Genomic DNA, 12,170 nt, shown 5'->3' on the forward strand with positions numbered 1-12,170 from the left:
TTAATCACCTCTTTTATAGGTAAAATAGCAAAAGCACCTTACGGTGCTTTTTATTATACGTAATTTTATACTTATTATTCTACTGACATTAAGAAGTAATATAAAGGCTGGTCTCCTTTATATAATTGTATATCACAATCTTCATATTTTTCTTCTAACTTTTCTACAAATTCATTAGCTTCTTCTTCTTTAACATCTTTACCATAGAATATAGTTATTAATTCACTATCTTCATTAACCATGTTATCAAGTACTTTTTCAGCTGCTTCAAATTTATCATCTGAAACTTCTTTTATTTTACCTTCAACTAGGCCTAACATATTTCCTTCTTTTATTTCAATTCCATCTATTTCAGTGTCTCTTACTGCATATGTTACTGAACCAGTTTTTACTGACTCCATAAGGTCTTTTAATTCTTCTTCATTTTCTTCTGGAGAAGCATCTCTATTAAACATAGATACACAAGTTATTCCTTGAGGAATAGTTGTTGTTGGCACAACAATAACATTCTTGTCTGAAATATCTTTTGCTTGTGATGCAGCCATTATTATATTTTTGTTGTTTGGTAAAATAAATATGTTTTCAGCATTTATTTTTTCTATACAATCTAAAATATCTTGAGTTGATGGATTCATAGTTTGACCGCCTTCTATAACATAATCAACCCCTAAATCCTTAAATATGTTTGTAATTCCTTCTCCCATAGCTACAGTTACAAATCCATATTTTTTAGTTTCTTCTACTTCTTTAGATTTCTCTTGGTCTTCTCTCATTTCAGCTGCTAAAATTTCTCTATGTTCTTCTCTCATGTTATCAATTTTAATTTTTGAAAGTTCTCCAAGCTTTACAGCCTTTGATAAAACTAAACCTGGATCATTTGTATGAATATGAACCTTTATAACATCGTCATACCCAACTACTATCATTGAATCTCCAAGTGATTCTATTTCATTTTGTAATTCGTTTGATTTAGTAGCATCACCTAAAACTATAAATTCTGTACAATATCCAAATTTTATATCCGCATCATGAGTTGTCTTTGCTCCAGTAGCTTCTGCTCCACCTTCACCAATTTTTATATCTTTAACTTCTGCAACAATACCATTTTTCAAAGCTTCAAGCATTCCTTGAAGTATTATATAAAGACCCATACCACCTGAATCTACAACTTTAGCTTTTTTAAGAGCTGGTAATAATTCTGGTGTTTTATCTAACATAATCTTAGCATCTTTATTAACTTCTTCTAAAAGCTCTATTATATTTCTAGCTTTAGACTTAACTGCTGATTCTGCTGATGCTCTTATAACTGATAAAATAGTACCTTCTGTTGGTCTCATTACAGCTTTGTATGCTGAATTTGATCCTTCTTGAATAGCATTTGCAAACTCTGATACTGAAACTTCTTCATGTCCTGCTAATCCCTTTGAAAAACCTCTAAGTATTTGTGAAAGAATTACTCCTGAGTTTCCTCTTGCTCCCATAAGAGCACCCTTTGCAAGCTTTTTAGATACTACTTCTATAGAATCTGAATCTATATTTTCAATTTCTTTAACAGCTGCTTTAAAAGTCATTGACATGTTAGTTCCTGTATCTCCATCTGGTACTGGAAATACATTTAAAGCATTAACAAAATCGCTTTTTTCAGCTAATCTGTTACTTGCATTTACTACCATGTTATAAAAATCACGGCCGTTTATCTTATTAAATTCCATTAGTTTTTTACCTCCTAGACTCTTACCGCTTGAACATTTACTGTAATTGATGAAACTTTTAATCCAGTAAAGTTTTCTACATTATAACGTACTTTTTGAATTATGTTATTTGCTATAACAGAAATTTTTGTTCCATATTCAACCATTACAAATAATTCAATATCTAATTTATCATCATCATTAACATTTATCTTAACGCCTTTATTAAAATGCTCTATTCCAATTAACTCCCAAAGACCTTCTGTAGCATTCTTTGAAACCATTCCAACTACACCGTAGCATTCCATTGTTGATAGTCCAACAATTTTTGCTAACACTTCTTCTGAGTAATGAACCTTACCATTTTCTCTTGAAAATCCTACCATTACGATTCCTCCTTACACATATCATACATATATTTTATATTAGAAATCTTTAATATTCAAGATTTATATAATAATCTTCCAAAATATTATATATTTTTTTGAAATATACTATTGCAAAATACCTATTTGTTATGGTACAATGAATTCTGTCCTATTGAAGAGAATTATATCTTCACTTAACAAGGAGGTGTTTTCAAGTGGCAAGAAGATGCGAAATTTGTAATAAAGGCGTTGTTTCAGGTGTACAATACAGCCATTCACATCGTCAATCAAAGAGAACTTGGGCTCCTAACATAAAGAAAGTAAAGGCTTTAGTTAACGGAACTCCAAAAAAAGTTCATGTTTGTACAAGATGTCTTAGATCTGGTAAGGTTGAAAGAGCAATATAGTTCAAATAAAAAAAATGCACTGCACTAGCAATGCATTTTTTTTATGTCTAAATTTATGTATCTTTTTTCTTTCTCCTAAAAAATCTTATTATATTTGAGATACATTTAGGTAATTTAATAGCTACTATTTTCATAAATCCTCCAATTAAATTATTAAAACCAATACTACTATTTATATTATATGCAAATAGTTAATATTGGTTCTAATTTTATTTAATCTTTAGAATATAAAACTAATACAATTCCTGAATCAAAAGATATCTCAATATCTCCTTCTAAAAATTCATTACAAATTGCTCTAGGTTCTAATGTTTTCATATTATAATTTTTTAATTTATATTTTCCACCTGTTATATTAAAATTTTTAACTTCATCACACAAAGCATGAAATGAAATAACTTTTCCTTCTTCTCTTTTTATAACAGTACTTTTATTTACAGCAAAAATTTTATTGTTTTCATCAACAATCTCTAATTTTATATTATCATTTAGTGCATTAATCATAAGACCTATATTACCAAGTGTATGATCAAGCCTTGTACCAGTTGCCCCAAACATAATCATTTCATCTACATTGAATATATCTTTTGCTTTGTTATAGGCTAAATGAGTATCTGTATAATCCTTTTCCGGGTTAAACTTTTCTATAAGTACATTTCTATTTTTAAAATATTGAATTGCAGCTTTATCTATAGAATCAAAATCCCCTAAAATCATATTAGGTATTATTTCGTATTTTTTAAGTATATTACACCCTTTATCTACTCCTATTATAATGTCACTTTCCTTTATATATGAATTTAACAATTCATAAGAAGGTTCATTCCCTCCAGTAACTATTATCGCTCTCATTTCTTAAGCATTCCTCTTTAATTCACTTATATTTTTCATAACTTCACCATTTTTATAAACAGCAGAACCTGCAACAGCTACATCAACCCCAGCTTCTCTAGCAGCTTTTATATTATCTACGCATATACCACCATCTATTTCTATTATTAAATCTTTATTATATTTCTTTCTCATTTCATCTACTTCTTTAACTTTTTCTAAAGAATAATCAATGAAACTTTGTCCTCCAAAACCTGGATTAACACTCATAATTAAAACCATATCTAATTTTGATATTAAATCTTTTATCATAATTGTTGGAGTTCCAGGATTTAATACTACCCCTGCTTTAACTCCTTTTGATTTTATATATTGAATTGCTCTATCTATATGTTTTTCTGCTTCATAATGAATAGTTATTATATCTGCTCCAGCATCTATAAAATCATCTATGTATCTTGATGGTGTTTCTACCATTAAATGAACATCAAATACCTTATTAGTTCTATTTCTAATAGCCTTAACTATTGGTGCTCCAAGTGTAATATTTGGTACAAAAGCTCCATCCATTACATCTATATGTATATAATCTGCCCCTCCTTTATCTAATAATTCAACCTCTTCTCCTAACTTTGAAAAATCTGCTGATAAAATTGACGGTGCTATTTTTATCATCTTAATATCTCCTCCCATTTATTATTTCTTCTAATGTTCTTATATAAAATTCATATCTATATTTATTTATTTCCCCATTTTCTACAGCATCTTTTACTGCACATCCTGGTTCTTTATAATGAAGACATCCTCTATATTTACAACTATTATTAAACTTCTCAAAATCAGGAAAACAATATCTTAATTCCTCTTTATTTATAAAGTTTACATCTAAAGTAGAAAAACCTGGAGTATCAACTATATATCCATCTGAAACCTCAATAAGTTCACTATGTCTAGTTGTATGTTTACCTCTTCCTATTTTTTCACTTACTTCACCAGTTTCCATATGTTCTTTATCTGTAAGAGTATTTATAAGTGTTGATTTCCCAGCTCCAGAAGGCCCACAAAGAACAGTAACATTATTGCTTAATCTTTCTTTTAAATCTTCTACACCTATACCTCTTTTAGCATTTATAAATAAAACTTCATAACCTATAGAGTTAATCCTTTTCTTTAAATTTTCTTTTTCTTCTTCATTTACTAAATCAATTTTATTTAATGCAACTATTACTTTTATATTATTACTTTCACATAAAACTAAAAATCTATTTAATAAATCAAAATTTAAATCAGGGTTTTTTACAGCAAATACAACGAAAGCTTGTGTTACGTTTGCAACTGTTGGCCTTATAAGCTCTGAAGTTCTTTCATCTATATCTTCTATAGTACCTTTTCCATTTTCTATTTTTATTTTAACATTATCTCCAACCATAGGTTTAAGTGACTTATGTCTAAATTTTCCTCTTGCTTTACATTCTATTATTCCTTCATCTGTTTTTACATAATAGAATCCACCTATACCTTTAATTATTTTTCCTTTCATGTTACCTCCAAATTTTTTCTTCTCTCTTATTAATATAAACACTTTTTATTATTTTTTGCAAGAATATTTATATTAAACTTAAAGAGCAAAGTGAATTCATACACCTTGCTCTTTAAATTTATTTTTTATTTTGTTTTTCCTGTTTATCATTATCTTCTTTTTCAGGTTTTTGTACTTCTTTTTTTGTTGTTACAGTAATATTACTTCCTTTTGTTGCATTATTAGGAGTCCAAGAAACTACATTTCCTTCTGCTCCATCTCCTGCAAGCGATACATTGAATCCTTTTGCTTCAAGTGCAGCTTTAGCTTCTGAACCTTTCATTCCATTTGATATAATATCGCCTACATTTATCTTTTCTTCTTTATATTTTCCAATTGATAATATAATTGTACTTCCTTTATTTACTGAAGTTCCTGCTTTCAAACTTTGACCAATAACTTTTCCATCCAATGATTTGTCTGTTGTATCTTTAGTTTCTACATTTACATTAAATCCTGATAGTTTATTTCTAGCATCACTTTCTGACAATCCATTTACATTTGGTACTTGAACAGTTTCAACCCTTTTACCTTCACTAACAGTTAATGTAACTGATACTTCTTTTGTTATTTCTTCCCCTTGTTCAGGTGTTTGAGAAATAACATTTCCTTTTGCTATTGAATCACTATAATCTTTATTTATTATAATATTTTTAATTCCAAGGCTTTCAAGTTTTGCTTTAGCATCACTTAAACTATCTTCAACTAAATTAGGCATAGTAATTTTTTCCACACTACTTACTTCAACCTCTACTGTTGAGCCTTCATTTATTTTTTCTCCTGCCTTTGGATTAGAACTAACTATTGTGCCTTCTTTTTCATCACTTTTTACAGTTTTTATTTTTAAATTTATTTTTAAACTATTAGCTTTCTCTTGAGCTTCTTTTATATTCATTCCAACAAAATTAGGTACTACAACTTCTTTAGCCTTATTACCGGATATCATAAAATATCCTCCAACACCTAAAAGTGCTAATACTAATACAGAAACAATTCCAATTATTATTCCTTTTTTACTTGATGTTTTATTTTTAGATTTAGCTTTTTCTTCTTTATTTTCTGCTTCATCTGCATCATTATAATAATTGTCGTCATCATCATAATATTCAGCATCTTCGTCATCATCATAATATTCATCATCTAAATCTTCTGAATCTTCAATAACCGGTTCCTTTACAGGAGCCATAATTATTGTATGTTCTACTGTTTGATCATTTTCATTTGATATGTCTTCCCCTATTTTAATATCAGGATTTTGCTTTATTTTTTCAAGATCTGAGATTAATTCTTTTATATCTTGATATCTTTTGCTTGCATCCTTTTCCATACATTTTAAAACAACCTTATTAAGACTTTCTGGAATTTTAGGATTTAATTCTTTTGGCGGAACTGGATCTTCTTGAATATGCTTTAAAGCTATTGTTACAGGTGAATCTCCTTCAAAAGGAAGTTTTCCTGTTAGCATTTCATACATAACTACTCCAAGTGAATATATATCTGTTTTATTATCAATAAATCCACCTTTTGCTTGTTCTGGTGAAAAGTAATGAGCGGATCCAAGTATAGTACTTGTATTTGTAAGTGTTGCAGAATCAGCTATCTTTGCAATTCCAAAATCAGTTACCTTAACTAATCCATCACTTGTAACTAATATATTTTGTGGTTTAATATCTCTGTGTATTATACCATTTTTATGCGCACACTCTAAAGCTTTAGCAATTTGAATAGCAATAGTTAAAGCTGTTTCACAACTTATCATTCCAAATTCTTCTACAACTTCTTTTAAAGTTTTTCCATCCACATATTCCATAACTATATAGTTTATATCATCTTGTGTTCCTACATCTAATACATTAACTATATTATTATGAGATAATTTAGCAATTGCAGTTGCTTCTCTTTTAAACTTACTTACTATTTCATTATTATCTGAATACTCACTTTTTAATATTTTTACAGCAACATATCTATTTAGCTTATTACATCTAGCTTTATAGACAAGAGCCATACCACCTTCTCCTACTTTTTCAAGGAGTTCATATCTATCGCCTAATACTTCACCATTCATACGCTCTCTCCTCCAAATAACATAACTGTAATATTATCTCTCCCACCATTTTTGTTAGCTTCATTTACTAACTCATAACAAGCAAGTTCATTATCATCTTCTTTTTGTATAATTTCAGTTATTCTTTCTATTGGTACTTCATTTGTAAGTCCATCTGAGCACATTAGATATTTATCATATTCATCAATATCAAACTTAAAAATATCAACTTCAACATCTTCATGAGTTCCAACCGCTCTAGTTATTATATTTTTATTCGGATGATTAATTGCTTCTTCTTCTGATATACTACCAGAATCTATAAGTTGTTGTACTAAAGAGTGATCTTTTGTTAATTTAAATAAACCACTACTATTAATTCCAAAACATGAACTATCTCCAACATTAGCTATAACTATTTTACCATCATATACTAAACAAGCTGTTATAGTTGTTCCCATTCCACTAAGCTTAAGATTGCTAACTGAATATTCATATATTTTTTTATTTACATTTTCTATTGCATCTTCAAGAACACACTCACCAAGTGAATTTATATTATTTTTTACAAATTCTATAACATTAGATACTGCCATTTCACTAGCAACCTCACCAGCATTGTGTCCACCCATTCCATCAGCAACTATATATATACCATATGAATCACACTCAAAATGACCTACACTATCTTCATTAAATTTTCTTTTTATTCCAACATCACTTTTATATCCTACCATATTAATTCCCCCTTAATTTTGGGATTCTAAATAACTTCTTCTTAACTGACCACAAGCTGCATCAATATCGCTTCCCATTTCTCTTCTAACTGTAGCTTCTATACCTCTATCTTTAAGAATATTTGCAAAATTTTCTACTGCTTTGTTTGATGATCTTTTAAAGGAATTTTCCTTTACTTCATTTACTGGTATTAAGTTTACATGACACAAAATTCCTCTTAACAATTGTGCTAATGCTTTTGCATCTTCTGCTCCATCATTTACTCCTTTAACTAAGGCATATTCAAAAGTTACTCTTCTGTTTGTTTTATCAATATAATATTTACAAGCATCTAGAATTTCTTTTATTGTATATTTATTAGCTATCGGCATTATTTCTTTTCTTTTTTCATCATTAAATGCATGTAATGAAATTGCAAGAGTTATAGTCATTCCTTCATCAGCTAATTCATATATTTTAGGAACTATTCCACATGTTGATAAAGTTATATGTCTTTGACCTATATTAAATCCATCTTCTGAATTTACTTCTTTTAAAAATTTTATTACATTATCATAATTGTCAAGTGGCTCTCCACTTCCCATTAAAACAATGTTTGATATTCTTTCACCTAAAAGTTTTTGTGCCACCATAATCTCAGCAAGTATCTCTCCAGATGTTAAATTTCTAACTCTTCCATCTATTGTAGAAGCACAAAACTTACATCCCATTCTGCATCCTACCTGAGTTGAAATACAGATTGTATTTCCATGCTTATACTTCATAATAACACATTCTATTAAATTCCCATCCTTAAGAGCTAATAATATTTTCATAGTGCTTTTATCTGAAGACTCTTGAGCTCTTACTACTTTAGGAATTAATATTTCAAATTTTTCATTAAGCTTTTCTTTTAATGTTTTTGGAATATTTCTCATGTCATCAAAATTCCACACATCTTTATAAATCCAAGAAAATACTTGTTTTGCTCTAAAAGCACTTTCACCATTTTCTTTAAGCCAATTTGAAAATTCCTTTGGTGTAAAATCTAATAAATTTTCCATAATTAATTCTCCTATTAACTTTTCTTAAGCTTAGCCATAAAGAATCCATCCATATATTCATTTGGAATAATTGTTACCATTCCATTAGTATATTTTATATTTTCACCATTTCCTACAAATATATTTTCTAATGTACAGTCTTTATGTTTATCTAAAAACCATTCAATATTTTCTTCATTTTCAGCTTTATTTAGAGTACATGTTGAGTACACTAAAGTTCCACCATTTTTAAGATATTGCCAAGCATTTTCCATAATATCTCTTTGAATTCTTACTATTTCTTTTAATTCATTACGATTTTTATTCCATTTAATTTCAGGTTTTCTTTTTATTATACCAAGTCCTGAACAAGGAACATCTATAAGAATTTTGTCTCCAACGCCTATAAGATTAACATTTAATTCTGTAGCATCCATTTCTTCTAATTTAACATTATTTATACCAAGTCTTTTACAATTTTCCTCTATTAAACCTAACTTGTTTTTATGTAAATCAAAAGCTAATACCTCTCCTGTATTTTCAAGAAGTTCTGCAATATGAGTAGTTTTTCCACCAGGTGCACTACAAAGGTCTAGTACTATATCACCACTATTTAAATCTAAAAGTGGGGCAACTAACATTGCACTTTCATCTTGAACTGTTATTTTTCCTTCATTAAAAAGCTTATTGCCTTCAATATTTTTTCCACCTTTTATAGAAATAGCCTCAGGGCAAATGTATCCTTCTTCTATATTATATCCGTTTTCTTCTAGTTCTTCAAACACACTATCATAATCTGATTTTAAAGAATTTACTCTAACAGTTACTTTTGGTGTAAAGTTTAGTGAATCAAGTATTTTTATTGCATCTTTTTCTCCATATTGCTTAATAAAAAGTCTTATAAGCCATGGTTCAAAAGAATATTTATATTCTAATTCAGTTATTTTATTGTTGAATTTTAATCCTGATTCACCTTTTTTACCATAAGTTCTTAAAACACCATTTACAAGTTTTCCCCATCTATCTGATATTTTTTTTGCTTGTTCTACAGCTTCATTACATGCTGCATAACTTGGAACTTTATCTAAATACTTTAATTGATATATTGCTATTCTTAATATGTTTAAGACTCTTTTATCCATTATACTTATATCTTTAACAAAAGTAGATATAAGCATATCTAGTGAATTTTTTCTTCTTATTGTTCCGTATACAATTTCTGTTACCAAACCTTTATCTTTATCATTTAAATCTGAATTATTTAATTCACTTGATAATACTAAATTTGAATAAGCACCTTCATTTAATACTCTATCTAGTATTTTTAAAGCTATGCTTCTACTGTTCATAAAATACCTCTTCTCTAAGTTTTTATTGATCTCTATTGCTTATAGCAATTAATCTTAATAATTGAGCTATAGCCATAAGAGCTGAAGCAATGTATGTCATAGCTGCTGCTCCTAAAACTTTTTTCGCTCCATTTACCTCATCCCCATAAAGTATTCCTCTATTGCTTAATACATTTATCGCTCTATTAGATGCATTAAATTCTACTGGTAATGTAATCAATTGAAATATTACTACAGCAGAAAACAATACAATTCCTAAATTAACAAAAGTATGATTTCCCATAAGTAAACCTACAACGAATAATATCCAAGAAATACTTGAGCTAAAATTTACAACAGGAACTATTGAATTTCTTAATATAAGAGGTTTATATCCTTCTTTATCCTGTATAGCGTGACCAACTTCATGTGCTGCTATTCCAGCTGAAGCAATTGAAGTTCCACTATAAACATCAGGTGATAACCTTAAAACTTTACTACTTGGATCATAATGATCTCCAAGATTTGCATTAACAACCTCTATATTTACATAAGATAATCCCGCTTCATTTAGCATCATTCTCGCAACCTGCTCACCTGTATATCCATTCATAGTTCTTACCTTTTTGTACTTATTGTAAGTTGAGCTAATTTTACTTTGTGCCCATATACTAACCAAAAGTGCTGGTACTAATATAAGCATAGTTCTATCAAAATAAAATGGATAATACATATTTATACCTCCTATTTTCCTAATATAATCCCATCTTTAACATCATGACCATTTATATATTGCTCTACCATTAAAGGCTTTGAATTTGGGAATTGAACCTTTTTAATTAAAAGAACACCATCCCCTGTTGAAATTTCTATTCCCTTTTTAGAAACATTTATTATTCTTCCATTTTCCAAAGTACTATTTTTATTTAAAACTTCACTTTCAAATATTTTCATAGTACTTCCTTCATATAAAGTATGTGCAATAGGCCAAGGATTTAACCCTCTAATCATATTATGAATTTCTAATGCACTTTTATTCCAGTCTATTTGAGCTAATTTTTTATTTAACATTTTTGCATAGAAAGTTTCATCTGATTGTTTTTCAGGCTTTATAGTGTTATTAAGTATTCCTTCTATTGTCTCTATTAAAAGATTTCCACCTCTATCCTTTAATATGTCATAAAGTTCTCCTGCTGTCATATTATCTGTAATTTCAACTTCATCTTTTAAAAGCATATCACCAGTGTCTAATCCTACATCCATAAGCATAGTTGTATTTCCTGAAACTTTTTCTCCCATCATAATAGCCCAGTTTATAGGTGCAGCTCCTCTATACATCGGAAGTATTGATCCATGTAAATTAATGCATCCGTATTTTGGTATGTCTAATACTTCTTTTGTAAGAATTTGACCAAATGCTACAACTATTATAAAATCCGGCTCCATATCTTTAAGATCTTGAATCATTTCTTTTTCATCCTTAAGCTTCTCAGGTTGATAAATTTTTATATTATGTTTTAACGCTTCTTCTTTAACAGGTGAAAATGCTAATTTTTTTCCTCTTCCTTTTGGTCTATCTGGTTGAGTAAATACAGCATAAACCCCATATTTGTCTATTAAAGCTTTTAAAGATGGAACAGCAAAATCTGGTGTTCCCATAAATACTATCTTCAAAACTATTCCTCCTTTTTTATTTTTCTTATTTAACTTTATCTATAAATAAAATACCATCTAAGTGATCATTTTCATGTAAAACAGCTCTTGCAAGTAATTCCTCTGCCTCTAATATAAATTCTTCACCTTTTTCATTTAAAGCTTTAACTTTAACAAAGTTTGGTCTATCCACTTCTTCTGATACACCTGGAACACTTAAACAACCTTCTTCGCCAACTTGGCTTCCACTTGTTTCTAATATTTCTGGATTTATAAATACTCTTGGTCCTTCTCCGTCGTATACATCTATAACAAATAATCTCTTAAGTATTCCAACTTGAGGTGCTGCAAGTCCTACTCCATCAGCTTCATACATAGTATCTATCATGTCTTCAATTAAAGTTAAAGTTCTATTATCTATCTTTTCTACAACTTTACTTTTCTTTCTTAATACATCATCACCATTTTTTCTTATATTTCTAATTGCCATAAAAAATTCCTCCTAG

At 28.8% G+C, this 12,170-nt stretch carries 13 protein-coding genes; 1 reads left to right on the forward strand and 12 read right to left on the reverse strand.

The window, feature by feature from the left end; translation table 11 throughout:
- Positions 1 to 74: 74 nt before the first annotated feature.
- Both AC4FQW_RS03275 and AC4FQW_RS03280 read right to left on the reverse strand, forming a co-directional pair.
- A complete protein-coding gene (locus AC4FQW_RS03275) occupies positions 75 to 1,712 on the reverse strand; it encodes a DAK2 domain-containing protein (RefSeq protein ID WP_491147210.1) in 1,638 nt (545 codons plus the stop codon).
- A 14-nt stretch (positions 1,713 to 1,726) separates the two neighbouring features.
- Complete coding sequence (locus tag AC4FQW_RS03280; protein ID WP_024614611.1) at positions 1,727 to 2,077, reverse strand: Asp23/Gls24 family envelope stress response protein; 351 nt, start codon at positions 2,075 to 2,077, stop codon at positions 1,727 to 1,729.
- A gap of 197 nt (positions 2,078 to 2,274) precedes the next feature.
- On the opposite strand from AC4FQW_RS03280, the gene rpmB reads away from it, so the two are divergent.
- A complete protein-coding gene (gene rpmB, locus AC4FQW_RS03285; protein WP_024614610.1) occupies positions 2,275 to 2,466 on the forward strand; it encodes a 50S ribosomal protein L28 in 192 nt (63 codons plus the stop codon).
- 213 nt (positions 2,467 to 2,679) lie between these two features.
- On the opposite strand, the gene AC4FQW_RS03290 is transcribed toward rpmB, so the two are convergent.
- The 10 genes from AC4FQW_RS03290 to def form a co-directional block, all read right to left on the reverse strand.
- On the reverse strand, positions 2,680 to 3,318 hold the full coding sequence (locus tag AC4FQW_RS03290; RefSeq protein WP_303127026.1) for a thiamine diphosphokinase: 639 nt from the start codon (positions 3,316 to 3,318) through the stop codon (positions 2,680 to 2,682).
- A 3-nt stretch (positions 3,319 to 3,321) separates the two neighbouring features.
- Positions 3,322 to 3,972: a ribulose-phosphate 3-epimerase gene (gene rpe / locus AC4FQW_RS03295; protein WP_303127024.1), complete on the reverse strand. Its 651-nt coding sequence runs from the start codon at positions 3,970 to 3,972 to the stop codon at positions 3,322 to 3,324.
- Between the two features lies 1 nt (position 3,973).
- A complete protein-coding gene (gene rsgA, locus AC4FQW_RS03300) occupies positions 3,974 to 4,837 on the reverse strand; it encodes a ribosome small subunit-dependent GTPase A (protein WP_303127022.1) in 864 nt (287 codons plus the stop codon).
- Between the two features lie 118 nt (positions 4,838 to 4,955).
- Complete coding sequence (gene pknB / locus AC4FQW_RS03305) at positions 4,956 to 6,944, reverse strand: Stk1 family PASTA domain-containing Ser/Thr kinase (protein WP_491147214.1); 1,989 nt, start codon at positions 6,942 to 6,944, stop codon at positions 4,956 to 4,958.
- On the reverse strand, positions 6,941 to 7,660 hold the full coding sequence (locus AC4FQW_RS03310) for a Stp1/IreP family PP2C-type Ser/Thr phosphatase (RefSeq protein ID WP_303127018.1): 720 nt from the start codon (positions 7,658 to 7,660) through the stop codon (positions 6,941 to 6,943). Before AC4FQW_RS03310 ends, pknB begins: the two co-directional genes overlap by 4 nt.
- Before the next feature lie 12 nt (positions 7,661 to 7,672).
- Complete coding sequence (rlmN, locus tag AC4FQW_RS03315; protein ID WP_491147216.1) at positions 7,673 to 8,704, reverse strand: dual-specificity RNA methyltransferase RlmN; 1,032 nt, start codon at positions 8,702 to 8,704, stop codon at positions 7,673 to 7,675.
- Between the two features lie 14 nt (positions 8,705 to 8,718).
- Positions 8,719 to 10,032, reverse strand: a complete 1,314-nt coding sequence (gene rsmB / locus AC4FQW_RS03320; protein ID WP_491147218.1) for a 16S rRNA (cytosine(967)-C(5))-methyltransferase RsmB — start codon at positions 10,030 to 10,032, stop codon at positions 8,719 to 8,721.
- A gap of 22 nt (positions 10,033 to 10,054) precedes the next feature.
- Entirely contained in the window at positions 10,055 to 10,744 is a 690-nt protein-coding gene (locus AC4FQW_RS03325) for a zinc metallopeptidase (RefSeq protein WP_303127012.1), read from the reverse strand.
- An 11-nt stretch (positions 10,745 to 10,755) separates the two neighbouring features.
- Complete coding sequence (fmt, locus tag AC4FQW_RS03330) at positions 10,756 to 11,685, reverse strand: methionyl-tRNA formyltransferase (RefSeq protein WP_491147220.1); 930 nt, start codon at positions 11,683 to 11,685, stop codon at positions 10,756 to 10,758.
- A gap of 25 nt (positions 11,686 to 11,710) precedes the next feature.
- Positions 11,711 to 12,154 (reverse strand): peptide deformylase, encoded by a 444-nt coding sequence (gene def / locus AC4FQW_RS03335; RefSeq protein WP_303127008.1) that lies wholly within the window; start codon positions 12,152 to 12,154, stop codon positions 11,711 to 11,713.
- Positions 12,155 to 12,170 lie beyond the last annotated feature (16 nt).

Source organism: Clostridium sp. TJA085 (genome assembly GCF_058310235.1).

Bases quoted from the DNA above. Each gene is read 5' to 3' on its own strand.
- rpe (WP_303127024.1), bottom strand. From the start codon at position 3,972: ATGATAAAAATAGCACCGTCAATTTTATCAGCAGATTTTTCAAAGTTA.
- rlmN (WP_491147216.1), bottom strand. From the start codon at position 8,704: ATGGAAAATTTATTAGATTTTACACCAAAGGAATTTTCAAATTGGCTT.
- def (WP_303127008.1), bottom strand. From the start codon at position 12,154: ATGGCAATTAGAAATATAAGAAAAAATGGTGATGATGTATTAAGAAAG.
- AC4FQW_RS03280 (WP_024614611.1), bottom strand. From the start codon at position 2,077: ATGGTAGGATTTTCAAGAGAAAATGGTAAGGTTCATTACTCAGAAGAA.
- rsmB (WP_491147218.1), bottom strand. From the start codon at position 10,032: ATGAACAGTAGAAGCATAGCTTTAAAAATACTAGATAGAGTATTAAAT.
- rsgA (WP_303127022.1), bottom strand. From the start codon at position 4,837: ATGAAAGGAAAAATAATTAAAGGTATAGGTGGATTCTATTATGTAAAA.
- AC4FQW_RS03275 (WP_491147210.1), bottom strand. From the start codon at position 1,712: ATGGAATTTAATAAGATAAACGGCCGTGATTTTTATAACATGGTAGTA.
- AC4FQW_RS03310 (WP_303127018.1), bottom strand. From the start codon at position 7,660: ATGGTAGGATATAAAAGTGATGTTGGAATAAAAAGAAAATTTAATGAA.
- AC4FQW_RS03290 (WP_303127026.1), bottom strand. From the start codon at position 3,318: ATGAGAGCGATAATAGTTACTGGAGGGAATGAACCTTCTTATGAATTG.
- pknB (WP_491147214.1), bottom strand. From the start codon at position 6,944: ATGAATGGTGAAGTATTAGGCGATAGATATGAACTCCTTGAAAAAGTA.
- AC4FQW_RS03325 (WP_303127012.1), bottom strand. From the start codon at position 10,744: ATGTATTATCCATTTTATTTTGATAGAACTATGCTTATATTAGTACCA.